This window comes from Klebsiella sp. P1927 (genome assembly GCF_018204675.1).
Classification (GTDB): domain Bacteria; phylum Pseudomonadota; class Gammaproteobacteria; order Enterobacterales; family Enterobacteriaceae; genus Klebsiella; species Klebsiella pneumoniae.
The window spans coordinates 3,445,036-3,467,896 of the sequence record NZ_CP073377.1; the positions used below are offsets into that span (position 1 = coordinate 3,445,036).

General features: G+C 58.7%; 23 protein-coding genes. 13 read left to right on the plus strand and 10 right to left on the minus strand.

Translation table 11 applies throughout. The annotated features are described in order from the left end of the window. The gene (gene rlmF, locus KB892_RS17470; RefSeq protein WP_002895831.1) at positions 1-915 is read right to left on the minus strand and encodes a 23S rRNA (adenine(1618)-N(6))-methyltransferase RlmF; all 915 of its coding nucleotides are present in this window, start codon (positions 913-915) and stop codon (positions 1-3) included. A 96-nt stretch (positions 916-1,011) separates the two neighbouring features. Between rlmF and KB892_RS17475 the strand changes: the two genes are divergently transcribed. The 4 genes from KB892_RS17475 to ybiJ all read left to right on the plus strand — a co-directional run bounded on the left by KB892_RS17475 (position 1,012) and on the right by ybiJ (position 2,859). Further along, complete coding sequence (locus KB892_RS17475) at positions 1,012-1,626, plus strand: flavin reductase family protein (protein WP_002895828.1); 615 nt, start codon at positions 1,012-1,014, stop codon at positions 1,624-1,626. 139 nt (positions 1,627-1,765) lie between these two features. Further along, entirely contained in the window at positions 1,766-2,026 is a 261-nt protein-coding gene (locus KB892_RS17480; RefSeq protein ID WP_004176771.1) for a YdgH/BhsA/McbA family protein, read from the plus strand. A gap of 20 nt (positions 2,027-2,046) precedes the next feature. Further along, positions 2,047-2,313: a DksA/TraR family C4-type zinc finger protein gene (locus tag KB892_RS17485; RefSeq protein ID WP_002895824.1), complete on the plus strand. Its 267-nt coding sequence runs from the start codon at positions 2,047-2,049 to the stop codon at positions 2,311-2,313. 285 nt (positions 2,314-2,598) lie between these two features. After that, the gene (ybiJ, locus tag KB892_RS17490; protein ID WP_002895822.1) at positions 2,599-2,859 is read left to right on the plus strand and encodes a DUF1471 family protein YbiJ; all 261 of its coding nucleotides are present in this window, start codon (positions 2,599-2,601) and stop codon (positions 2,857-2,859) included. A 109-nt stretch (positions 2,860-2,968) separates the two neighbouring features. Here ybiJ and ybiB read toward each other — a convergent pair whose 3' ends face one another. The 8 genes from ybiB to KB892_RS17530 form a co-directional block, all read right to left on the minus strand. Continuing rightward, complete coding sequence (gene ybiB, locus KB892_RS17495; RefSeq protein WP_002895821.1) at positions 2,969-3,937, minus strand: DNA-binding protein YbiB; 969 nt, start codon at positions 3,935-3,937, stop codon at positions 2,969-2,971. Positions 3,938-3,966: 29 nt separating this feature from the next. Beyond that, positions 3,967-6,135, minus strand: a complete 2,169-nt coding sequence (gene dinG, locus KB892_RS17500) for an ATP-dependent DNA helicase DinG (RefSeq protein WP_002895819.1) — start codon at positions 6,133-6,135, stop codon at positions 3,967-3,969. A gap of 187 nt (positions 6,136-6,322) precedes the next feature. After that, the gene (gene rhlE / locus KB892_RS17505; protein ID WP_004151702.1) at positions 6,323-7,678 is read right to left on the minus strand and encodes an ATP-dependent RNA helicase RhlE; all 1,356 of its coding nucleotides are present in this window, start codon (positions 7,676-7,678) and stop codon (positions 6,323-6,325) included. Positions 7,679-7,892: 214 nt separating this feature from the next. Next, positions 7,893-8,885, minus strand: a complete 993-nt coding sequence (locus KB892_RS17510) for a transketolase family protein (protein WP_002895757.1) — start codon at positions 8,883-8,885, stop codon at positions 7,893-7,895. Next, positions 8,885-9,730: a transketolase gene (locus KB892_RS17515; protein WP_002895753.1), complete on the minus strand. Its 846-nt coding sequence runs from the start codon at positions 9,728-9,730 to the stop codon at positions 8,885-8,887. The genes KB892_RS17510 and KB892_RS17515 overlap by 1 nt, the downstream gene beginning before the upstream one ends. Positions 9,731-9,743: 13 nt before the next feature. Further along, positions 9,744-10,493 (minus strand): SDR family NAD(P)-dependent oxidoreductase, encoded by a 750-nt coding sequence (locus KB892_RS17520; protein ID WP_002895750.1) that lies wholly within the window; start codon positions 10,491-10,493, stop codon positions 9,744-9,746. A gap of 50 nt (positions 10,494-10,543) precedes the next feature. Then, on the minus strand, positions 10,544-11,875 hold the full coding sequence (locus KB892_RS17525; RefSeq protein ID WP_002895749.1) for an MFS transporter: 1,332 nt from the start codon (positions 11,873-11,875) through the stop codon (positions 10,544-10,546). 287 nt (positions 11,876-12,162) lie between these two features. Further along, positions 12,163-12,300: a hypothetical protein gene (locus tag KB892_RS17530; protein ID WP_004142057.1), complete on the minus strand. Its 138-nt coding sequence runs from the start codon at positions 12,298-12,300 to the stop codon at positions 12,163-12,165. Here KB892_RS17530 and KB892_RS17535 point away from each other — a divergent pair. The 6 genes from KB892_RS17535 (at position 12,292) to KB892_RS17560 (ending at position 19,034) form a co-directional block, all read left to right on the plus strand. Then, the gene (locus KB892_RS17535; protein WP_002895747.1) at positions 12,292-13,215 is read left to right on the plus strand and encodes a LysR substrate-binding domain-containing protein; all 924 of its coding nucleotides are present in this window, start codon (positions 12,292-12,294) and stop codon (positions 13,213-13,215) included. The two genes, KB892_RS17530 and KB892_RS17535, sit on opposite strands and share 9 nt — an antisense overlap. Positions 13,216-13,288: 73 nt before the next feature. Next, complete coding sequence (gene cecR / locus KB892_RS17540; protein ID WP_002895746.1) at positions 13,289-13,948, plus strand: transcriptional regulator CecR; 660 nt, start codon at positions 13,289-13,291, stop codon at positions 13,946-13,948. Beyond that, positions 13,948-14,943: a secretion protein HlyD gene (gene hlyD, locus KB892_RS17545; protein WP_002895745.1), complete on the plus strand. Its 996-nt coding sequence runs from the start codon at positions 13,948-13,950 to the stop codon at positions 14,941-14,943. Before cecR ends, hlyD begins: the two co-directional genes overlap by 1 nt. Then, positions 14,936-16,675, plus strand: coding sequence for an ATP-binding cassette domain-containing protein (locus tag KB892_RS17550; RefSeq protein ID WP_002895741.1), 1,740 nt, complete (start codon positions 14,936-14,938; stop codon positions 16,673-16,675). The genes hlyD and KB892_RS17550 overlap by 8 nt, the downstream gene beginning before the upstream one ends. After that, positions 16,665-17,798 carry an ABC transporter permease gene (locus KB892_RS17555; protein ID WP_002895739.1) on the plus strand — a complete coding sequence of 378 codons (1,134 nt, stop codon included), beginning with the start codon at positions 16,665-16,667 and terminating at the stop codon, positions 17,796-17,798. The genes KB892_RS17550 and KB892_RS17555 overlap by 11 nt, the downstream gene beginning before the upstream one ends. Positions 17,799-17,927: 129 nt before the next feature. Further along, positions 17,928-19,034, plus strand: a complete 1,107-nt coding sequence (locus tag KB892_RS17560) for an ABC transporter permease (RefSeq protein WP_002895736.1) — start codon at positions 17,928-17,930, stop codon at positions 19,032-19,034. A 60-nt stretch (positions 19,035-19,094) separates the two neighbouring features. On the opposite strand, the gene KB892_RS17565 is transcribed toward KB892_RS17560, so the two are convergent. After that, entirely contained in the window at positions 19,095-19,532 is a 438-nt protein-coding gene (locus KB892_RS17565) for a YbhQ family protein (protein WP_002895734.1), read from the minus strand. A 131-nt stretch (positions 19,533-19,663) separates the two neighbouring features. On the opposite strand from KB892_RS17565, the gene KB892_RS17570 reads away from it, so the two are divergent. From KB892_RS17570 to KB892_RS17580, 3 genes are read left to right on the plus strand one after another with little or no spacing between them, the layout of a single operon-like run. After that, on the plus strand, positions 19,664-20,425 hold the full coding sequence (locus KB892_RS17570; RefSeq protein WP_002895732.1) for an endonuclease/exonuclease/phosphatase family protein: 762 nt from the start codon (positions 19,664-19,666) through the stop codon (positions 20,423-20,425). Next, a complete protein-coding gene (gene clsB, locus KB892_RS17575; RefSeq protein WP_002895730.1) occupies positions 20,422-21,666 on the plus strand; it encodes a cardiolipin synthase ClsB in 1,245 nt (414 codons plus the stop codon). The genes KB892_RS17570 and clsB overlap by 4 nt, the downstream gene beginning before the upstream one ends. Then, positions 21,663-22,628: a lysylphosphatidylglycerol synthase domain-containing protein gene (locus KB892_RS17580; RefSeq protein WP_002895728.1), complete on the plus strand. Its 966-nt coding sequence runs from the start codon at positions 21,663-21,665 to the stop codon at positions 22,626-22,628. Before clsB ends, KB892_RS17580 begins: the two co-directional genes overlap by 4 nt. The last annotated feature ends 233 nt before the right edge of the window (positions 22,629-22,861 follow it).

Here is a 22,861-nt window from a genome sequence, read left to right on the forward strand (position 1 = left end):
TTAGAATGGACGACGGCGTTTGGCGTCGTCCATAAAGCTCCAGGCGATAAAGCGACTTTGCTTTTGCCCCTGGGCCATCTCCTTTTTCACCACTTTCACTGCGCCGACCTCGGTCAGCAGGCGGTAGAGCGGCGGCAGATTATCGCCACGCGACACCAGCGAGGTAAACCATTTCACCTGGCGGGCGAAGGCCTGGCTTTCGCGGATCATCTGCGAGATAAAGGCTACTTCGCCCCCTTCGCACCACAGCTCCTGCTGCTGACCGCCAAAATTGAGGCCACTTTCGGCGCCGAGTCCGAGGTTGCGGCGCTTGCGCTCGCCCCCCGCCCGGGCGCTCTCTGCGGAGTCATGGAACGGCGGATTACACAGCGTGGCGTCGTAGGTCTCGTTTTTATGGATCACGCCGTGAAAGATAGCCTGGCTCTCTTTTTGCCGGCGCAGGCGGATCTGCCGGGTCAAGCCCGGGTTGCCATTGATAATCGCCTGCGCGCTGGCGAACGCCTGCGGGTTGATTTCACTGCCGGTAAAGCGCCAGCCATACTCGTGAGCGCCGATCAGGGGATAGATGAGGTTAGCGCCGGTGCCAATATCAAGGATCGTGGCATCCTTCGGCACCTCGCCGCTATCCCCGGCCAGCAGATCCGCCAGATGATGAATATAGTCGGCCCGCCCAGGCACCGGCGGACAGAGAAAGCCGTCAGGAATGTCCCAGTGTTTGACCGCGTAGAAATGCGCCAGCAGCGCTTTATTCAACGCCTTCACCGCCTGCGGATTGGCAAAATCAATGGTCTGCTCACCCAGCGGATTGAGCGTAATGTAGCCCTGCAGGTCAGGATGGGCCTGGCAGAGCGCGGGCAGGTCGTAGCGTTGATGGTGGCGGTTACGCGGGTGTAACCCCGGTTTCTGGGCTTTCATGACAATCTCCTTTGAACAGCCGCGTAAGATACCCGTTGACGGCGGCGCGGTAAATAAGGGAGTCTGGATATCTCCATTATCCGTGACAGGTGCAGCATGTACTTTTATCAACCTTCGCAGGGCCACGGCCTGCCGCATGACCCGCTGAACGCGATAATCGGGCCTCGCCCGATAGGCTGGATCGCCTCCCAGGACGCCGAGGGCCAGCGTAATCTGGCGCCATACAGCTTTTTTAACTGCTTTAACTATCGGCCGCCAATCATTGGTTTCGCCAGTAGCGGCTGGAAAGACAGCGTGCGAAATATCGTCGAAACAAAGGAGTTCGTCTGGAACCTGGCGACGCGACCGCTGGCCATGGCGATGAATGAAACGTCAGCCTCGATTCCGCACCATGAGGACGAATTCGTGCGCGCCGGCCTCACCGCCGCCGCCAGCCGCCTGGTCAGCGCTCCCCGGGTCGCGGAGAGTCCGGTAAACTTTGAGTGCCGTCTGTCGCAGTGTATTCAACTCACCACCGCCGACGGCAACCCTGTCGATACGTGGCTGGTGCTCGGTGAAGTGGTCGCCGTGCATATCGATGAATCACTGCTGGACAACGGTATCTATCAAACCGCCCGGGCCCAGCCGATCCTGCGCGCCGGTGGCCCGAGCGCCTATTACGGTATTGATGACAGCCTGCGCTTTGACATGATCCGCCCTGACGCCCGCTAAATAATCTACCGGCCAGAGTAGCGCTCCCCTGCGCCGGTAGCATGCAAAACGCACTGTTTTGCATTAAACATTCCCTGTCGCGCGGTCTGGAAAGACCTACACTTAAGCTATGTCCCATGCGGTTTATGAGGATATGCTGATGAAATTCGTCTCGCTGCTGTTCGCCGCGGCGCTCACCGCTCATGCCACCGCGGCCTCTCCCCTGCCACCGCCACCCGTACTGCCCTATAACGGGCCGCTCCGCCCTGTCGGCACCGTCTCCGCCTTCGGCGCCAGCACCCTGGACGACCTGGCGGCCGCCCTCGCGGATAAGGCCCACCGCCAGGGGGCGATAGCCTGGCGGATCAATGCCGCCAGCAGCGGTAACCGGCTGTACGGTTCAGCTATAATTTATCAATAACCTTTTACAGGAGGCAGACGATGGCATCAGGTTGGGCAGGCGACGGCGCCGTACAGGATCAGATCGACAGCACTATTGACGATGCGGTGGCTCGCGCCCGCCGCGAGCTTCCGCGCGGCGAAAGCAACAAATTTTGTGATGAATGCGGAGAGCCGATTCCGGAGGCCCGTCGACAGGCCATCCCAGGGGTCAGATACTGCGTGAAGTGCCAGCAGGAGAAAGATTTACATAACAATACATTTTCAGGATATAATCGTCGCGGTTCCAAGGATAGCCAGCTACGCTGACTTTCCTTTACCGTTTATGACAGCCTTTCGCATTATCTTTTCGCGCACATTTTTTGGCGGAAAAAGTCGCAATATGTGCCCTTAAACGCGTCGGTCTTCCACGCTACGCTTCGTGACGAAAAGAATGAGAAATAATTTATTAATAATCAGTAAATTATTAATCATTCAAAAAATTCGATGAAGACTGTGAATTTCCTTCGATTTTATCTCCCGCAAAAAAGCGTGATACTTATCACATCGACGGAACATCGTCCCCTGAACAGAACAACCTGCGAGAGATTAACTATGAAAAACATCACATATGCTGCCGCTGCCATCGCTCTGACCGCTCTTTCCTTCGGCGCCTTTGCCGCCGAACCGGTTACCCCCGCTCAGGCTGAAAGCATGAATAAGATCGGCGTGGTGTCTGCGCAAGGCGCAACCACTTTAGATGGTCTGGAAGCAAAACTGGCTGCTAAAGCCGAAGCCGCTGGCGCGACCGGCTACAGCATTACTTCCGCTAACACCAACAACAAACTGAGCGGTACTGCGGTTATCTATAAATAATCGCTGCACCCATCTGTAAGCCACTGAATTAACCCTGAAAAGACCTTTAATACCCTTGCCTTGCCCGTCCGAGCCACCGGACGGGCTTTTTTTTATCCTGCAGATCCGATCACCAACAGTCGTTGACGCGGCTGAGGCCCTGCTCCAGCGAGGTGACTTCCCCGCAGGCCAGCAGGCAGCAGGCAAGCTGGATCTTCAACGAGTTGGGCACCGGTTCGACGCCAGCGACGCAGCGTTCAATCCAGCGCGCGGTGACCTCAGGGTCTTTCGAGGTCGGCAGGACCACCGCCTCCGCTGCCATCTCAGTCTGGCGTTCGTACAGCACCCGCACGCCCTGCTCATCAATCAGGCTGATCTGCGGACAGCGCTGCGGGTTGGCGTACACTTCGCCCTCGGTACCATGCATCAGCAGCGCGCGGCCACCGGTCTCGCGAAAGAAGTTCGCCACCCGGGGAACATATTCCGGATGCGACACGCTGGAGAGACGCAATGCCTCCCCTTCGCCAAACGGCGTGGCCAGCTTGGCCAGGGTATGGGCGCTGTTGCGTACGCCCATCCGCCAGCGCATCGCCAGCTGTTTCTCCAGCGGCGGACAGAAGGTCCCCACCGGGATATACACCGGTTCATGGCCCTCCAGCTGCGCCTGAGCCTGTCCGGCGTGCAGGGTGGCCGGAATGTCCAGCAGGGTAAAAATGGTTTCGGTCAGCACCCGGGTGGGATCGTGACTGACGCCGTGAACCACCACCGGAAATCCCAGCTTGTGCAGGAGCATCGCCAGCAGCGGCGTGAGGTTCGCCTGCTTGCGCGCGCCGTTGTAGCTGGGGATAACGATCGGCATCGGCTTGCCGGCCGGCGGGGTCAGGCGCAGCGTATGCTGCTGCATCGCGGCGTAAAAACCTTTCATCTCCGCTTCGCCTTCGCCTTTAATGCGCAGGGCGATTAATATTCCCCCCAGCTCCAGCTCCGGCACCTCGCTGTTCAGCATCCGCGCGTAGAGCGCACGGGCGGTCTCTTCATCGAGATCGCGGGCATGATTCTTACCGCGACCCACCTCTTTTATAATTTTGCTGTACTCCATGGCTCCCCCTGGTGCATCACGCGCCGGCGTCAGCGACGTTTGCGGCCCGTCTGTTTTGCTGTCTGTTTTGCTGTCTGTTTTGCTTTCCGTTTTACTATAACCTCCGGAACGCCCGGCTGCTCTATGGGAAAAACAGGTAACGCGTTCAGTAGACGCGCGCCGTAGTTTTTGGTCAACAGACGCTTATCGTAAATCACCACCTCTCCCCAGCAGTTATGGCTACGGATCAAACGCCCCACCTGCTGAATAAGATTAAAGGAGGCGCTGGGCAAACTCTGTACCTCGAAGGGATAACGATTGAGGCTTTTCAGCCATTCGCCTTCGGTGATCACTACCGGGCTGTCGATGGGCGGAAAAGCGATTTTATGGATATGCACCTGGCTCAGCAGATCGCCTTTTAAATCGAGACCTTCGGCAAAGGACTGCAGACCCACCAGCACGCTGCGCTCGCCGCTTTCCACCCGTTTGCGATGCAGCTCCACCAGCCGGTAGCGCGGCTGGTCGCCCTGCACCAACAGCATCAGGCGCAGATCGGTCACATGCTCGAGGAAGCGGTTCATCGCCCGCCCGCTGGCAAACAGCACCAGCATCCCGAGATGTTTTTTGCTCTCCACCTGCTGGCGAAAATAGGCCGCCATCTCGGCAATGTGCTGCTCTTCGTTATCCATCAGCGGTTCATAACGCATTTGAGGAATAATAATTTTCCCCTGCTCCACGTGGTTGAACGGCGAATCCAGCGCCACGAAGCGGTCCCCCGCTTTCTCCTTCAGACCGCTCATCTCCTGCAGGCGCGAGAAGCTGTTTAGCGAGCGCAGCGTCGCTGACGTCACCACGATATGCGGCACGCTGCGCCACAGCAGCCGTTCAAGCTGATCGCTGACGCGGATCCCGACGCAGTGGAACCAGACGTGGATCTGGCCATCGCGCACCACCCGCGTCGCCCATTTGGTTACCGGCGCGCCTGAGGACTGCGCCAGCGACGCCAGGCGCCACAGCTTGCTTTGGCTTTCAAACATGCCAAGGGCGCGGTTCATCTGCAGCAGCACCCGATGCAGGCGCACCACGTCATGGCTGCCGGTCTTTTCGCTGAGATCGTTCAGGAACAGCTCCGCCAGGCCGCGCAGCAACTCGGTGAGCTTCGCCAGCCGCTGGCAGATCTCCATCACCTCCTGCGGCAGTTCGCCCATCGGGAAGCGATGCTCCGCTTCCTGACCGGCGGGCATATAGAGATTGAGAATATTATTCAACGAGGCAATCAGCTCGAAAAGCTCTTCGCAATGAGCGGTGAGCCGCTCCGGATTGGCCAGCGGCGGCGTGGTTTTCGGACGAAACTGCTCCATGCAGGTGGCCACCAGCTTGCAGAACAGATCCAGCTGCAGGCGAAACCAGGGGGCGGTGATCTCGGCGCTCATCTCCAGCGCGTCGCGGGCGACGTCCGGCAGATGATGGCCTTCATCGAGGACCAGCAGCAGGTTTTTCGGCTCCGGCAGCACCGCTTCGCTCTCCATCGCCGCCATCACCAGCGCATGGTTGGCCACCACCACTTCCGCCTCCTGAATTTCCCGCCGCGCCACAAAGAACGGGCACTCGCGATAGTAGTGGCAGTTGCGGTTCAGGCAGCTGGCCTTATCGGTGCTCAGCCGGCTCCATAGCCCATCGTCGATGGCTTTGTCGGTATGGTCGCGCAGGCCGTCCCAGCGGTAGCTGTCGAGATCCTGCTTCAGGGTCGCGCACAGCTTCTGCTCCGCCTGATTATTCGGGGTGAGATCGTCATCGAGAAAGGCCAGCAGATCCTGCTGCGACGGCTCGGTGCTGGCCAGCGCCGTCAGGTTGCGCGGACAGACGTAGCGTCCGCGGCCAAAGGCGGCGGTGAAGCGCAGGTAGGGAATGATTTTACGCAGCAGCGGCAGGTCCTTACTGTAGATTTGATCCTGCAGGGCGACGTTGGCGGTGCTGACCACCAGCGTTTTTTGTTCCTCGCGGGCGATGGCGATGCCCGGGATCAGATATGACAGCGTTTTGCCGACGCCGGTCGGCGCTTCGATAGCCAGATGCCTGCCCTCTTCCCCGGCAAGGGTTTTCGCCACATCGGCGATCATCTGCCGCTGCGGGGGACGCGGAATAAAGTCCGGGATCTGTTCCTGAAGCGCCTTATACCAGGCGGCGATTTGCGCTTTCAGCGCAGCGGTCAAAGCCATGAGAAAACCTGAATACTGTATAAACAGCCACTATTGTGCCATTTTTGCCCGCCCGGAGGTATTGCTTTCTGCGGAGTGTGGAAGCCTGCTCGACAAATAGTGTAATGGAAAGAAAAAGGCCCGCCGCCGCGTAGCGGACAGACGGGCCTGAGCCGGGGCGCGTTATCGCGGCCCGGACATCAGCGTGTTATTCGCCAGCCGGTTTACGCGGGCGACGGCGGCGCGGCGGTTTGCCGTCCTGAGTGCGCGCTTTCGGCGCCTCGCCGTCCTGACGGCGCGGGGCATTATTCTGGCTGCGCGGCTGTCCGCTGCGTCCCTGACCCTGGCCGCCGCGTCCCTGACCTTGCCCACGACCGCCGCCGCGCTGCTGGCGACCGTTCTGGATAGGTTCGGCTTTAATGGACGGATCCGGCTCATAGCCGGCAATCGCGATGCGCGGGATCTCTTTTTTCAGCAGGCGCTCGATATCGCGCAGCAGCTTATGCTCATCCACGCACACCAGCGATAAGGCTTCGCCGGTGGCCGCCGCGCGACCGGTACGGCCGATACGGTGGACGTAATCTTCCGGTACGTTCGGCAGCTCGTAGTTCACCACGTGCGGCAGCTCTTCGATATCCAGACCGCGGGCGGCGATATCGGTCGCCACCAGCACGCGAATGCCGCCGGATTTAAAGTCGGCCAGCGCGCGGGTACGCGCTCCCTGGCTCTTGTTGCCATGGATCGCCGCGCTGCGGATGCCGTCTTTGTTGAGCTGTTCCGCGAGGTGGTTGGCGCCATGCTTGGTACGGGTAAACACCAGCACCTGCTGCCAGTTGCCTTCGCCGATAAGCTGCGACAGCAGTTCACGCTTGCGGTTCTTGTCAACGAAATGGACGTGCTGGGTGATCTGCTCGGACGCGGTGTTACGACGCGCCACTTCCACTTCCAGCGGGTTGTGCAGCAGTTTCTCGGCCAGGCCCTTGATCTCGTCGGAGAAGGTCGCCGAGAACAGCAGGTTCTGTCGACGCGCCGGCAGTTTGGCCAGTACGCGACGGATGTCATGGATAAAGCCCATATCCAGCATACGGTCCGCTTCGTCCAGCACGAGGATTTCAACTTTATCAAGACTGACGGCGTTCTGATGTTCAAGATCCAGCAGACGGCCCGGGGTGGCGACGAGGATGTCGACGCCGCCGCGCAGCTTCATCATCTGCGGGTTGATGCTCACGCCGCCAAAGACCACCAGCGAGCGAATATTCAGGTATTTACTGTAATCGCGGACGTTCTCGCCCACCTGCGCCGCCAGCTCACGGGTCGGGGTCAGGATCAGCGCGCGCACCGGACGACGGCCCTTTGCGTGCGGCTCATTCTGGATCAGGCGCTGCAGCAGCGGCAGGGTAAAGCCCGCCGTTTTACCGGTGCCGGTCTGGGCGCTGGCCATCAGGTCACGGCCCTGCAGTACCGCCGGGATCGCCTGCTGCTGGATAGGGGTCGGCTCAACGTAGCCCTGCTCAGCGACAGCGCGCAGGATATCGGGATTCAGGCCTAGGGAATCAAAAGACATAACAACTCCGAACCGCCCCGGCCCGGTGAAGGGCGTAGTTTTCAGGGAGATTATTGCGATAAGAGATGGCAAAAACCACAATGCCATGAAGGGGCGCAGTCTAGCAGATTTTGTGACAGGCCGCATAAAATCTGCAAAAGAATGCCGCGCCTGGCTGGCGGGCATGAGAAGGCCGCTGAGCGCGCTCAGCGGCCAGTGGGCCATAGCAGCGCGGTTAACGCAGACGATACTTAATTTTTTCGACAATCTTCGCGGTGGAGATGCCGTAGCGATCGTGGAGGGTCGGCAGGGCGCCGGCTAACAGGAACGCGTCGGGCAGCCCCACGCTATCCAGCTCACAGCGTACGCCCTTACGCATCAGCAGCGCGGCCACCGCTTCCCCCAGGCCGCCGACCGCGGTGTGGTTCTCCGCAGTTACCACCAGGCGGCCCGGCTTCGACGCCTGTTCAATAATCGCTTTCTCATCCAGCGGTTTGATGGTCGGCACGTGCAGAACCGCCACGCCGATATTATCGGCCCGCAGCTTTTCAGCCGCCTCCAGCGCGCGCATGGTCATCAGCCCGGAGGAGATAATCAGCACATCGTTGCCGTCCTCCAGCAGCTTCGCCTTACCCAGTTCGAACTGATAGTCATATTTATCCAGCACCAGCGGCACCTTACCGCGCAGCAGACGCATATACACCGGCCCCTGGTGATCGGCAATGGCCGGTACCGCCTGCTCTATCTCCAGCGCATCGCAAGGATCGACGATAACCATCCCGGGGATACCGCGCATGATCGCCAGATCTTCGGTGGCCTGATGGCTGGGGCCATAGCCGGTCGTCAGGCCCGGCAGCGCCGCGCAGATCTTCACGTTCAGATGCTCTTCGGCGATGACCTGGTGAATAAAATCATAGGCGCGACGGGTTGCAAAGGCGGCATAGGTGGTGGCGAAAGGAATAAATCCCTCCTTCGCCATCCCCCCTGCCGCCGCCATCAGCAGCTGTTCGGCCATGCCCATCTGGAAAAAGCGATCCGGGAAGGCCTGGGCGAAAATATGCAGATCGGTATATTTTGACAGGTCCGCGGTCATGCCGACGATTTCCGGGCGCTGCGCCGCCAGTTTTGACAGCGCGACGCCGAAGGGCGCAGGGACGGTCGCCTGGCCTTCATCAGCAATCGAGGCGATCATCGCCGACGTTTTTAAACGGGGTTGACTCTGGCTCATTACAGCACTCCTTCCGGTTTGTTAGCGTCCAGCACCGCGATCGCTTTTTGCCATTCGTCGGCATCGACGCGAATAAAATGGTTTTTATCGCGGGTTTCGAGGAACGGCACCCCTTTGCCCATCAGCGTGTCGCATAAAATGACCCGCGGCTGATTGCCGGAATAACTTTTCGCGTTGTCAAAGGCGGCCATCACCGCCGGCAGATCGTTACCGTCCACGCGCTGTACGTACCAGCCGAAGGCGGCCCATTTATCCTGCAGCGGCTCAAAGCCGAGGATTTTGCGTGAATCGCCGTCAGCCTGCTGTTTGTTGACATCGACAAGGTTAATCAGGTTGCTCAGGCCATAGTGAGCCGCCGACATCGCTGCCTCCCAGGTCGACCCTTCGTCCAGCTCCCCATCGGACATGGAGTTGTAGACCCAGGCCTTGCTCTGTTTCTGCCGCAGCCCAAGCGCCATGCCGACGGCAATGGACAGCCCCTGCCCCAGCGAGCCGCCGGACATCTCCATCCCCGGGGTGTAGGTCGCCATGCCGGACATCGGCAGGCGGCTGTCGTCGGAGCCGTAGGTTTCCAGTTCGGCTTCCGGGATAATGCCCGCCTCCAGCAGCGCGGCATAATAAGCGATAGCGTAATGGCCATGAGAGAGCAGGAAGCGATCGCGCCCCTCCCACTCGGGATCTTCCGGGCGATAGGTCATGGCATGGCTGAAGGCGGTGGCGAGCACATCGGCATAGCCCAGCGCCTGGCCGATATAGCCCTGCCCCTGCACTTCCCCCATTTGCAGGGCGTAACGGCGAATACGCCACGCCGCCGCGGCGACTTTTTGTGATTCGGTCATCTTCATCTGTTTGCCTCGCTTAGTGAATTAACATGCCGCCGTTGACGTCCAGGGTGATGCCGGTGGAGTAGGAGGAAAGATCGCTGCCGAGGAACAGCGCGGCGCGCGCGATGTCTATCGCGTCGCCAAGGCGGTTCATCGGAATGCCGGCAAGAATGTTGGCCGTCATGTCATCAGTCAGCTTGCCGGCGGTAATGTCGGTCTGAATCAGCCCCGGGGTGATGCAGTTAACGCGGACGTTATCCGGGCCAAGCTCGCGCGCCATCGCCCGCGCCAGACCCAGCACCCCGGCTTTTGCCGCGCTGTAGTGCGGTCCGCCAAAGATACCGCCGCCGCGCTGGGCGGAGACGGACGAGATGCAGACGATGCTGCCGGATTTTTGCGCCCGCATGGTGGGGATAACCGCCTGCGACATCAGCAGCGTACCGCGCAGGCTAACATCAAGAACCGCGTCATAGTTGGCGCGCTTGATATCCATCAGCTTCAGCGGCTGGGTAATCCCGGCGTTATTGACCAGTACATCAACCCGACCGTATTTCGCCAGGATCTGTTCGATGGCCGCCTGCACCTGCACTTCATCAGCGACGTTGGCTGCCAGGCCGAGATGGCCTTCGCCTAATGCCGCCGCGGCGGTTTTACTGGCTTCGCCATTGAGGTCGATAATGACCACTTTCGCGCCGTTTTCGGCGAATAATTTCGCAGTCGCGAAGCCCAAACCGCGTGCGGAGGCCGCGCCAGTAATAATGGCGACTTTATCTTTTAATAACATAGTTTCACTCCATGACATTACGTCATATTAATTAACAGGATATATTTCCGTTATTGTGGTTCATCGAGGAAAAGAATCACCACCAAACCAATGGCGGCGCAGATACCAAAATAGGTAAATACAGAATTAAAACTCCCGGTTTTATCAAGCAAGAAACCAGCCGCCATCGGCGCGACAAATCCACCGAGGTTGCCGCCGCTATTAATTATGGAAGAGGCGATTGGATAGGTTTTGCTATCCGAAACGGCCATACCGTACGCGGTAAAGGCTGGCCAGCCGATATTTAAACAAAAGCCGACAAAGAATAATCCAATACAAACTGCCAGGGTGCTGGCCGGGATATTCAGCATAATTAGCATCATGACCACCGTTGACACCGCAGTGAACATCATGGTGGGTTTACGCCGGCGGCCTAATAGCTTATCCGAAACCCATCCGCCGCCGATCGCGCCAATAAAGCCGCCGATGCACGGCATACTGGCCACGAAGCCCATACTCATTACATCGAAACCGCGCTCTTTCACTAAATACAGGGGGATCCAGGTTAATAATCCGTACAGCACGCTAACCATCATAAAATACGCCAGGCAGTCACCGAGAATATTTTTTGAGGTGAATAAGCCTTTCGCCGTATCAATTGGCGCCATCTTCTTTACCCGAATGATTTTATCCAGCCAGGTAAATCTTTCGGCAATTAAGATATTTTCGCGTACGCTATTATTATGACTTTCACGCCCGGCATTAATCTCTGCCAGTTCGCTTTGGGAAACAAATCCGCTCTCAGCAGGCTTGGATTTGACCAGCAGATACCACGCGATGGCCGCCACAATTCCGGGTATAGCAAAAGAGAAAAAGACCCACCGCCAGCCCCAGGTTACCGCAATCCACACCGCCAGCGGCGGCACAATAATCGGCGCAAACATGGTCGCCGCGATGTAAACGCCGGTTGCTGTGGCTTTCTCTTTTGGTGGAAACCAGTTATTTATGGTGGAAGCCAGCCCCACCGGGCAAGGCCCTTCGCTCAGCCCCAGTCCCAGCCGCACCAGCTTCAGGCCAAACACCGAGCTCACCGTGCCCATCAGCCAGGTAAAGGCGGAGAAGCCGAAAATGGAGAGCGATACCAGCCCCCGGGTACCGCGTTTGGCGATGAAAAAGCCGGCCGGGATCTGGCTTACCGCATAGCCGAGGAAAAACATACTGGCGATGGCCCCGGCTTCAAAATTATTGATATGAAACTCATCAATGATGAAAGGCAGTACCGCGCCAATATTCGTTCGGTCGGCGTAATTGATGGCATACACCAGAAAAATCATCGTCAAAACCACGAAACGATATTTCGTTTTCCTGGCGTCAGTACAGACCAGCGTATCTATACGTGACATAGGGTTTCCTCGTTTTATACCTCATCCACTTCGCTGTAAGCTGCCGCTTCGGATCACCGCGTTTTACTATCCATACAGGAGCAAGAGATAAATGCTTTTCGCCAGCGAAACAGGTGGTTAGGTGTTTTATAATTGCGATGCAAGAGCATCGCAGTTTGTTATCAGGCCTGTGAGAGGAATATAACAACCCCAAAATGAAACGGTATTCAAAAAACCTCAATTATGATTGAGAAAAATTGAGTTAGTGACTTCCCGCAAATTTTTAGCGTTTACTGACCTGCGCGCTTTTAACAAGATAAATTGTTAAGCCCATCACAAATTAACGTTGTTTTTTCGCTTTTCCCTATGCTGTACATCCCGGCTGCGCCACGCTGTTCGCTATTTTCTTTTATTCGCGCCCCGCGCAGGATGCCGCCATGAGCCAACCGCTACCCAATAAAAATCTGCCGATGCCCTCTTTACGCAATATCCAGGCTTTTATTGAAGTCGCCGCTACCGGCAGCCTTAACCTGGCCGCAGAGAATCTCAATATTACCGCCTCGGCGGTCAGCCATCAGATAGCTAGCCTGGAGCACTTTCTGGGGAAAAAACTGTTCTCCCGCAGCAGCAAAGGCGTCACGTTAACGGCGGTGGGAGAAAAATATCTCAAAGAGGTCTCCGGGGCGCTAAATATGATTGGCCAGGCCACCAGCCAGGTGATCAACGATATCCATCAGGATTATTTACGCATTCATTCGGCGCCGAGCTTCGGCCTGCTATGGCTGATGCCCCGTCTGGATAAATTCCGCCAGGCGTGGCCGGCGTTAAAAATCAGCCTGACCTGTTCATACGAAAGCATCCAGTTCTCCCGGGATAATATTGATATCGATATTCGTCACGGGCTGTCACAGTGGCCGACGCTGCTGGTCAGAACCATTAAAAATGAGCGCGTCCTGCCCTACAGCGCAGCGTCTTATTTAGCCTGCCATCCTGTGCAGGTTGTGGAAGATCTGCTGGCCTGCGATCTGATCCACTCCGACAGCACCTTGATTAACTGGAGCAACTGGCTGTCGTGGCACAAGGTCCGCGGCTGGCATAAAAACTTCATTTTTAATTTCGACCGGTCATATATGAGCATCGAGGCGGCCAGAATGGGGATGGGCGTGATCCTCGAGAGCAATCTGCTGGCCGGCGGACACGTGCGCCAGGGGCAGCTGACGCCGGTATTTGCCGACGAGCGGAGCATGCCGGTCGGCGCGCACCACTTCGTCCTCCCCCACGCTAATGAACAGAAGGAGAAGGTCCAGCGCTTCTTCGCCTGGGTCGCCGGAGAGCTGAAAGAGGAAGGGTTCCATATTTGATCCCGGCTGGTGGACAAACCGCCAGTCGGCGCCTAAAGTTAATCAATCGATTGATTAATTTTTACCGAGCGCGATGACCAGTAAAGGCGAACAGGCAAAAAATCAGCTTATCGCGGCCGCTATCGCCCAGTTTGGCGAGTACGGCCAGCACGCCACCACCCGCGATATCGCCGCCCAGGCCGGGCAGAATATCGCCGCTATCACCTATTATTTTGGCTCGAAAGACGATCTGTATCTTGCCTGCGCCCAGTGGATCGCCGATTTTATCGGCGACAATTTTCGCCCGCAGGCCGAAGCGGCGGAGCACCTGCTTGCCGGGGAAGCGCCGGATCGCCAGGCGATCCGCGACCTCATCCTTAGCGCCTGCCACAACATGATCCTGCTGCTCACCCAGGACGATACGGTTAACCTAAGCAAATTCATTTCCCGTGAGCAGCTGGCGCCGACCGCCGCCTACCATCTGATCCACCAGCAGGTGATTGCCCCCCTGCACCATTATCTCACCCGGCTGATTGCCGCCTGGACCGGCTGCGAAGCCAGTGATACGCAAATGATCCTCCATACCCACGCCCTGCTGGGCGAGGTGCTCGCTTTCCGTCTCGGGCGTGAAACTATCCTGCTGCGCACCGGCTGGACGCAGTTTGACGCGCAAAAAACGGAACAGATTTTCGAAGTCATTACCTGTCATATCGATTTCATCCTGCATGGGTTATCGCAAAGGAGTTTGGGCTGATGAAAAAACCCGTCGTCGTCATTCTGCTGATCGTAATTCTTCTCGCCGCGCTGGGCGGCGGCTGGTGGTGGTACCAGAGCAGCCGGCAGCAGCCGCTGACCCTGTATGGCAATGTCGATATCCGCACCGTCAACATGAGCTTCCGCGTTGGCGGTAGGCTGGCCTCGCTGACCGTCGACGAAGGCGACAGCATCCGCGCCGGGCAAACTCTCGGCGAGCTTGACCGCGCGCCGTATGAAAATGCCCTGCTGCAGGCCCAGGCCAATGTCTCCACCGCCCAGGCGCAGTATGACCTGATGATGGCCGGCTACCGCGCGGAAGAGATTGCCCAGGCCGCGGCGGCGGTGAAACAGGCGCAGGCCGCTTACGACTATGCGCAAAACTTTTATCAGCGCCAGCTCGGGCTGCGCGCCAGCAGCGCCATTTCCGCCAACGATCTGGAGAATGCCCGCTCCTCGCGCGATCAGGCGCAGGCAACGCTCAAATCGGCGCAGGATAAGCTGCGTCAGTATCGCGCCGGTAACCGCCCGCAGGAGATTGCCCAGGCCAAAGCCAGTCTGGAACAGGCGCAGGCGGCGCTGGCCCAGGCCAAACTGGACCTGCACGATACCGTGCTCACCGCCCCTTCTGACGGTACGCTGATGACCCGCGCCGTCGAGCCCGGCACTATGCTCAACGCCGGCGGTACCGTACTGACCCTGTCGTTAACGCATCCGGTGTGGGTCCGCGCCTATGTTGACGAGAAAAACCTCGGCCAGGCGCAGCCGGGACAAGAAGTGCTGCTCTATACCGACAGCCGGCCGGATAAGCCCTATCACGGCAAAATCGGTTTTGTCTCGCCGAGCGCTGAATTCACGCCGAAGACCGTCGAGACCCCGGATCTGCGCACCGATCTGGTCTACCGTCTGCGCATTGTGGTGACTGATGCCGACGGCGCGCTGCGCCAGGGAATGCCGGTGACCATCTCCTTTAGCCACGGGAACGGACATGAGTGAGACCGTCATCGCCTTAAACGGCCTGAGCCGCCGTTTTCCCGGTATGGACAGGCCAGCGGTAGCGCCGCTCACCTGTACGATCCGCGCCGGCTACGTCACCGGGCTGGTGGGGCCCGACGGCGCGGGGAAAACCACCCTGATGCGAATGCTCGCCGGATTGCTCAAGCCTGATGAGGGTCGCGCCAGCGTGATAGGCTTCGACCCGCTAAAAGACGACAGCGCCCTGCACGCGGTGCTCGGCTATATGCCACAGAAGTTCGGCCTGTATGAAGATCTGACGGTGATGGAAAACCTGACCCTGTACGCCGACCTGCGCAGCGTCACCGGCGAGGCGCGGAAGAAAATTTTCGACCGCCTGCTGGAGTTCACCTCCCTTGGTCCATTCACCGAACGGCTGGCAGGCAAGCTTTCCGGCGGGATGAAGCAAAAGCTGGGCCTCGCCTGTACCCTGGTGGGCGATCCGAAAGTACTGCTGCTCGATGAGCCCGGCGTCGGCGTCGACCCTATCTCGCGCCGCGAGCTATGGCAGATGGTGCACGAGCTGGCCGGCGACGGCATGCTGATCCTGTGGAGCACCTCCTATCTCGATGAAGCCGAGCAGTGTCGCGATGTGCTGCTGATGAACGAAGGCAAACTGCTCTACCAGGGCGAGCCGACGGCGCTGACGCAAACCATGGCCGGGCGCAGCTTTCTGGTTTCCAGCCCGCAGGAAAACAACCGCCGCCTGCTGCAGCGGGCGCTGAAGCTGCCGCAGGTTAGCGACGGGGTGATCCAGGGCAAATCGGTGCGTCTGATCCTGAAAAAGGACGCGCGCATTGAGGAAGTCCAGCAGCATGGCGACATGCCGCCCCTGCAGGTGGCCGACACCGCACCGCGCTTTGAAGATGCGTTTATCGACCTGCTCGGCGGCGCCGGGACCGCTGAATCGCCGTTGGGGGCGATTATCCATCGCGTTGACGGCAGCAAAGAGGAAACGGTCATTGAAGCCCAGTCGTTAACGAAAAAGTTTGGTGATTTCGCCGCTACCGACCATGTCGATTTCCAGGTTAAGCGCGGTGAAATTTTCGGCCTGCTCGGCCCCAACGGCGCCGGGAAATCCACCACCTTCAAAATGATGTGCGGCCTGCTGGTGCCCACCTCCGGCAAAGCGCTGGTGCTGGGAATGGATCTCAAGGTCAGCTCTGGCAAGGCGCGCCAGCATCTGGGCTATATGGCGCAAAAATTTTCGCTGTACGGCAACCTCAGCGTCGAGCAAAACCTGCGCTTTTTCTCCGGCGTCTATGGCCTGCGCGGCCGGGCGCAAAATGAAAAAATCGCCCGGATGAGCGATGCCTTTGGCCTGAAAAGTATCGCCCGCCACGCCGCCGACGAGCTGCCGCTCGGCTACAAGCAGCGGCTGGCGCTGGCCTGCTCCCTGATGCATGAACCCGATATTCTGTTTCTCGATGAACCCACCTCCGGCGTCGATCCCCTTACCCGCCGCGAGTTCTGGCTACATATTAATAGCATGGTTGATAAAGGCGTGACGGTAATGGTCACCACCCACTTCATGGATGAGGCGGAATACTGCGACCGCATCGGGCTGGTCTATCACGGCAAACTTATCGCCAGCGGGACCCCGGACGCGCTGAAGGCCCAGGCGGCGGACGACAGCCAGACGGACCCAACCATGGAGCAGGCGTTTATTACCCTGATTAACCGCTGGGACAAGGAGAATAGCCATGGGCAATAGCATTCTCTCCTGGCGGCGGGTCCGCGCCCTGTGCGTCAAAGAGACCCGGCAGATTGTGCGCGATCCCAGCAGTTGGCTGATCGCGGTGGTGATCCCCCTGCTGCTGCTGTTTATCTTCGGCTACGGCATTAACCTCGACTCCAGCAGGCTGCGGGTCGGGGTATTGCTTGAGCAGCAGAGCGAAGAGGCGCTGGATTTCGTCCATACCATGACCGGCTCGCCCTATATCGACGCCACCGTCAGCGACAGCCGCAGGCAGCTGATTGAGATGATGCAGGCCGGGCGCATCCGCGCCATGGTGGTCATTCCGGTGGATTTCGACCGCCAGATGGCCCGCCCCGGCGCCGACGCACCGCTGCAGCTCATCACCGACGGCAGCGAGCCCAATACCGCCAACTTCGCTCAGGGCTATGTGGAAGGTATTTGGCAAATCTGGCAGCAGCAGCGGGCGGAAGACCGCGGCGAAACCTTTGAACCGCTGATCGACGTGCAGATGCGCTACTGGTTTAACCCGGCGGCTATTAGCCAGCACTTTATTATCCCCGGGGCGATCACCATCATCATGACCGTGGTCGGCGCCATACTGACCTCGCTGGTGGTGGCCCGCGAATGGGAGCGCGGCACCATGGAGGCGCTGCTGTCGACGGAGATCACCCGCGCCGAACTGCTGCTGTGCAAGCTCATTCCCTACTATTTCCTCGGCATGCTGGCGATGCTGTTGTGTATGCTGGTGTCGGTATTTATTCTCGGCGTGCCCTATCGCGGCTCGCTGCCGATCCTGTTTGTCATTACCAGTCTGTTTTTGCTCAGCACCCTGGGGATGGGGCTGCTGATCTCAACCATTACCCGCAACCAGTTTAACGCCGCGCAGGTGGCGCTGAACGCCGCCTTTTTACCGTCGATTATGCTGTCCGGGTTTATTTTCCAGATAGACAGTATGCCGGCGGTGATCCGCGCGGTGACCTATGTGATCCCGGCGCGCTATTTCGTTAGTACTCTGCAAAGCCTGTTTCTGGCGGGCAATATTCCGGTGGTGCTGCTGGTCAACGTGCTGTTTTTGATTGCGTCGGCGGTGATGTTTATCGGTCTGACGTGGCTGAAAACCAAACGGCGTCTGGATTAGGTTTTGTCCGGTGGCGCTGCGCCGACCGGGCCTACGGTTTAACCAACATCGATTATACGGTTCGCCGATCCCGTAGGCCGGGCAAACGCAGTGCCGCCCGGCGTGGTTGAATGGGCCAAAGGAGCTATTATGTTTCACCGTTTATGGACATTAATCCGCAAAGAGCTGCAGTCGCTGCTGCGCGAGCCGCAGACGCGGGCGATTTTAATCATGCCGGTGCTGATTCAGGTGCTGCTTTTTCCCTTTGCCGCGACGCTGGAGGTGACCAACGCCACCATCGCTATCTACAACGAGGACAGCGGTCGCCACGCGGTGGAACTCACTCAGCGCTTTGCCCGCGCCAAAGCCTTTACCCACGTCCTGCTGCTGCAAAGCCCGCAGGCGATCCAGCCGACCATCGATGAACAAAAAGCTCTGCTGGTGGTGCGCTTCCCGGCCGATTTCTCGCGCAATCTGGATAACTATCAAACCGCCCCGCTGCAGCTTCTGCTCGACGGACGCAACTCCAACAGCGCGCAAATCGCCGCCAACTATCTGCAACAGATTGTGAAAAACTATCAGCAGGAGCTGCTGGAGGGTAAAGCGAAGCCGAACAACAGCGAGCTGGTGGTGCGCAACTGGTACAACCCGAATCTCGACTATAAATGGTTCGTGGTGCCGTCGCTTATCGCCATGATCACTACCATCGGGGTGATGATCGTCACCTCGCTGTCGGTGGCTCGCGAGCGCGAGCAGGGCACCCTTGACCAGCTGCTGGTCTCCCCCCTCGCCACCTGGCAAATTTTCGTCGGCAAGGCGGTGCCGGCGCTGATCGTCGCCACCCTGCAGGCAACTATCGTGCTGGCGATTGGTATCTGGGCCTATCAGATCCCGTTTGCCGGCTCGCTGCTGCTGTTCTATTTCACCATGGTGATTTACGGTCTATCGCTGGTGGGCTTTGGCTTATTGATTTCGTCGCTGTGCGCCACCCAGCAGCAGGCGTTTATCGGCGTGTTCGTCTTTATGATGCCGGCTATTCTCCTGTCGGGGTACGTCTCACCAGTGGAAAACATGCCGCAGTGGCTGCAGAATCTGACCTGGATAAATCCCATCCGCCACTTTACCGATATCACCAAGCAAATTTATCTGAAGGATGCGAGTCTGGAGATTGTGTGGGGAAGTTTGTGGCCGCTACTGGTCATAGCGGCCACCACCGGCTCAGCGGCGTATGCGATGTTCCGAAGGAAGATTGCGTAATACCCGTCATCGTTCAAACTACAACGGCGTTGGCTTTCCTTACTCACCCCAGTCGCATAGTTATCTATGCTTCTGGGGATTCGCTGCGTTGCCGCCTTGTTGTAGCCCGAACGCTTTAGGGTAACGGCTCTTATCTTTCGCCAGCAGCGAGACCACCGCCGGGCCTGCCAGTATCACCAGCCCGGCGAGGGCCAGCAGCAGGTTGTTGTGCAGCACGCGCGACAGCAGCCACAGCGCTATCATGGCCGCGCCGAAGTACCAGGTCGTGGTGAGCTCCTCAAGGAAGTCTCCCACATCGCGCCAGCGCGCCTCATGGTGACGCTGTAAAAACAGCATCGCCAGCAGCGTGACGCTGTAGAGGACGCACAGTCCCAATCCGACGCGCACCAGCGCGCCGCTAATCCAACCCATCACCAGTACTGCCACGACCAGTAGATGCAACATAATCTGCCAGCAACTAAGACCCGTTGCGACGCGTACACGTTGTTGCCACTTCATGGCTTCTCTCCTGAAGGATTTTTCTCTGCTACTCAGAGTACCGCACTTTACGGAAAATTCCGTAACACCGCATCTTTTTGTGACGTCTACTACACTATTTTATTCAGGAAAGTGACATTTACTGGAGAATTATGGCTGAGCCAACGGCGGGATTTTCGTTGAACGTGCTGACAATTAACACCCATAAAGGCTTTACGGCGTTTAATCGGCGTTTTATTTTGCCCGAACTGCGCGACGCCGTGCGCAGCGTTAGCGCGGATATTGTTTGCCTGCAGGAGGTGATGGGCGCTCATGAGGTACATCCGCTGCACATCGAAAACTGGCCGGATACGACCCATTATGAATTTCTCGCCGACACCATGTGGAGCGACTACGCCTACGGGCGCAATGCGGTTTATCCGGAAGGCCACCACGGCAACGCCGTGCTGTCGCGCTTTCCCATTGAATACTACGAAAATCGCGATATCTCGGTCGGCAACGGGGAGAAGCGCGGCCTGCTGTACTGCCGCATCGTGCCGCCGCGGAGCGGGATAACTATTCACGTGATTTGCGTCCATCTCGGTCTACGCGCCGACCAACGGCAGGCGCAGTTGACCATGCTGGCGGAGTGGGTCAATACCCTGCCCGCGGGCGAGCCGGTGGTGGTGGCTGGCGATTTTAACGACTGGCGTCAGCAGGCTAACCAGCCGTTAAAAGCCCAGGCCGGGCTGGAAGAGATCTTTACCCGCGCCCGCGGACGGCCGGCGCGCACCTTTCCGGTCAGTTTTCCGCTGTTGCGCCTCGACCGCATTTACGTCAAGAACGCCCACGCCAGTCGCCCGAAGGCGCTGGCCCTTAAACATTGGCGGCATCTGTCCGATCATGCACCCCTTAGCGTGGAGATACATTTGTGAAATGTCGTTGGCAGGAAGGCAACCGCATTACGCTACTGGAGAATGGCGACCAGTACTATCCGGCGCTGTTTGCGGCCATCGGTCGCGCCAGCCGGCGGGTGATCCTCGAATCCTTTATCTGGTTTGAAGATGAGGTAGGCCGGCGGCTGCACGCGGTCCTGCTCGAGGCTGCCCGCCGCGGCATCCAGGTGGAGGTGCTCCTCGACGGCTATGGTTCCCCGGATCTCAGCGATGAATTTGTCGGCGAGCTCACCGCCGCTGGCGTGATTTTCCGCTACTACGATCCGCGTCCTAAGCTGATGGGGATGCGCACCAATCTGTTCCGTCGCATGCACCGTAAAATCGTGGTAATCGACGACACCACCGCCTTTGTCGGCGGTATTAACTACTCCGCCGAACATATGAGCGACTACGGTCCGGAGGCGAAGCAGGATTATGCGGTGCAGGTCGAAGGGCCGGTGGTGCTCGACATCCTGCAGTTCGAGCTGGAAAACCTGCCCAACAGCGAAACCGCCCGCCGCTGGTGGCGACGTCGTCGCCACCAGCCGGAGATTAACCAGACCCCCGGCGAGGCGCAGGCGCTGTTCGTCTGGCGCGACAACCAGGATCACCGCGACGATATTGAACGCCACTATCTGAAGATGCTGACCAGCGCCCGCCGGGAAGTGATTATCGCTAACGCCTATTTTTTCCCCGGCTACCGCCTGCTGCATGCGATGCGCAATGCCGCGCGGCGCGGAGTACGGGTTAAGCTGATCGTGCAGGGCGAACCGGATATTCCCATTGTGAAGTTTGGCGCCCACCTGCTCTATCACTATCTCGTTAAGGGCGGGGTGCAGATTTACGAATATCGCCGTCGCCCGCTGCATGGCAAGGTCGCTCTGGCAGACGACCACTGGGCCACCGTTGGGTCAAGCAACCTGGATCCGCTCAGCCTGTCGCTGAATCTGGAAGCCAATCTGATCATCCACGATCGGGTGTTTAACCAGACGCTGCGCGATAATCTCAACGGGCTTATCGCCCGGGATTGCCAGCGGATCGATAAAACGATGCTGCCGAAACGCAACTGGTGGCGGCTGGGCGTCAGCGTGATGGCTTTCCACTTTCTGCGCCACTTCCCGGCATGGGTCGGCTGGTTACCGGCTCATACCCCGCGGCTGGCCAGAGTCAGCCCGCCGGTCCAGCCGGAAATTGAAACTCAGGACCGCGTCGAGTCTCCAGCCAGGGATAATCCACTATGAGCAAATCACATCCCCGCTGGCGGATGGCGAAAAGAGTGCTGACCGTGCTCTTTTTTATCGCCGTCATCGTCCTGTTGGTGATCTACGCGCAAAAAGTCGACTGGCAGGACGTGTGGAAGGTGATCCGCGGCTACGATCGGCTGGCCTTGTTTAGCGCCATTGCGCTGGTTATCGTCAGCTACCTCATTTACGGCTGCTACGATCTGCTCGGTCGGGCCTATTGCGGGCACAAGCTGGCGAAACGCCAGGTCATGCTGGTGTCGTTTATCTGCTACGCCTTTAACCTGACACTCAGCACCTGGGTCGGCGGGATCGGTATGCGCTACCGGCTGTACTCGCGGCTGGGGCTGAACGGCAGCACCATCACCCGTATTTTTTCCTTAAGCATTACCACCAACTGGTTGGGCTATATTCTGCTGGGCGGGGTGATATTCACGGCAGATCTGGTGAAGCTGCCGCCGCACTGGTACATCAGCCAGACCACTCTGCGCATTATCGGCGGGGTGATGCTGATCCTTACGCTTTGCTATCTGTTCGGCTGCGCGTTCGCCAAACGCCGTCACCTGACGATTAAAGGCCAGCGGCTGGTGCTGCCCTCCTGGCGCTTCGCGCTGCTGCAGATGGGGCTCTCGGCGGCGAACTGGATGGCGATGGGGGCGATAATCTGGCTGCTGTTGGGCAGCGAGATTAACTATTTTCTGGTATTAGGGGTGCTGCTGGTGAGCAGTATCGCCGGGGTGATTATCCATATTCCGGCTGGGATCGGCGTGCTGGAGGCGGTGTTTATCGCCATGCTCTCCGGGGAAGATATTTCGAAGGGCGCGATCATTGCCGCCCTGCTCGCCTGGCGCGCGCTCTATTATTTCCTGCCATTGCTGCTGGCGACGGTGGCCTATCTGCTGCTGGAGAGCCGGGCGAAAAAGCTGCGGCAAAAGAACCAGCGCAAGCTGGCCCGCGAATGAAACGGTCAGGCCGCGCTGCGCTTGCACGGGCCTACGGGGTGTGAGCCTGTGAGAGGAGCCTGTAGGCCGGGTAAGGCGCAGCCGCCGCCCGGCAGCACCACGGGTACCGTGCCTGATGCCATCGCCCGGCGGCGCTGCGCTTGCGCGGGCCTACGGAGTGTGAGCCTGTGAGAGGATCCTGTAGGCCGGGTAAGGCGTAGCCGCCGCCCGGCAACATCAAGAGTACCGTGCCT

Bases quoted from the DNA above. Each gene is read 5' to 3' on its own strand.
- KB892_RS17520 (WP_002895750.1), bottom strand. From the start codon at position 10,493: ATGTTATTAAAAGATAAAGTCGCCATTATTACTGGCGCGGCCTCCGCA.
- KB892_RS17560 (WP_002895736.1), top strand. From the start codon at position 17,928: ATGTTTCACCGTTTATGGACATTAATCCGCAAAGAGCTGCAGTCGCTG.
- rlmF (WP_002895831.1), bottom strand. From the start codon at position 915: ATGAAAGCCCAGAAACCGGGGTTACACCCGCGTAACCGCCACCATCAA.
- dinG (WP_002895819.1), bottom strand. From the start codon at position 6,135: ATGGCTTTGACCGCTGCGCTGAAAGCGCAAATCGCCGCCTGGTATAAG.
- KB892_RS17485 (WP_002895824.1), top strand. From the start codon at position 2,047: ATGGCATCAGGTTGGGCAGGCGACGGCGCCGTACAGGATCAGATCGAC.
- KB892_RS17550 (WP_002895741.1), top strand. From the start codon at position 14,936: ATGAGTGAGACCGTCATCGCCTTAAACGGCCTGAGCCGCCGTTTTCCC.
- KB892_RS17555 (WP_002895739.1), top strand. From the start codon at position 16,665: ATGGGCAATAGCATTCTCTCCTGGCGGCGGGTCCGCGCCCTGTGCGTC.
- ybiJ (WP_002895822.1), top strand. From the start codon at position 2,599: ATGAAAAACATCACATATGCTGCCGCTGCCATCGCTCTGACCGCTCTT.
- KB892_RS17515 (WP_002895753.1), bottom strand. From the start codon at position 9,730: ATGAAGATGACCGAATCACAAAAAGTCGCCGCGGCGGCGTGGCGTATT.
- hlyD (WP_002895745.1), top strand. From the start codon at position 13,948: ATGAAAAAACCCGTCGTCGTCATTCTGCTGATCGTAATTCTTCTCGCC.
- rhlE (WP_004151702.1), bottom strand. From the start codon at position 7,678: ATGTCTTTTGATTCCCTAGGCCTGAATCCCGATATCCTGCGCGCTGTC.
- KB892_RS17480 (WP_004176771.1), top strand. From the start codon at position 1,766: ATGAAATTCGTCTCGCTGCTGTTCGCCGCGGCGCTCACCGCTCATGCC.
- KB892_RS17570 (WP_002895732.1), top strand. From the start codon at position 19,664: ATGGCTGAGCCAACGGCGGGATTTTCGTTGAACGTGCTGACAATTAAC.
- KB892_RS17535 (WP_002895747.1), top strand. From the start codon at position 12,292: ATGAGCCAACCGCTACCCAATAAAAATCTGCCGATGCCCTCTTTACGC.
- KB892_RS17565 (WP_002895734.1), bottom strand. From the start codon at position 19,532: ATGAAGTGGCAACAACGTGTACGCGTCGCAACGGGTCTTAGTTGCTGG.
- KB892_RS17525 (WP_002895749.1), bottom strand. From the start codon at position 11,875: ATGTCACGTATAGATACGCTGGTCTGTACTGACGCCAGGAAAACGAAA.
- ybiB (WP_002895821.1), bottom strand. From the start codon at position 3,937: ATGGAGTACAGCAAAATTATAAAAGAGGTGGGTCGCGGTAAGAATCAT.
- KB892_RS17475 (WP_002895828.1), top strand. From the start codon at position 1,012: ATGTACTTTTATCAACCTTCGCAGGGCCACGGCCTGCCGCATGACCCG.
- KB892_RS17510 (WP_002895757.1), bottom strand. From the start codon at position 8,885: ATGAGCCAGAGTCAACCCCGTTTAAAAACGTCGGCGATGATCGCCTCG.
- KB892_RS17580 (WP_002895728.1), top strand. From the start codon at position 21,663: ATGAGCAAATCACATCCCCGCTGGCGGATGGCGAAAAGAGTGCTGACC.
- cecR (WP_002895746.1), top strand. From the start codon at position 13,289: ATGACCAGTAAAGGCGAACAGGCAAAAAATCAGCTTATCGCGGCCGCT.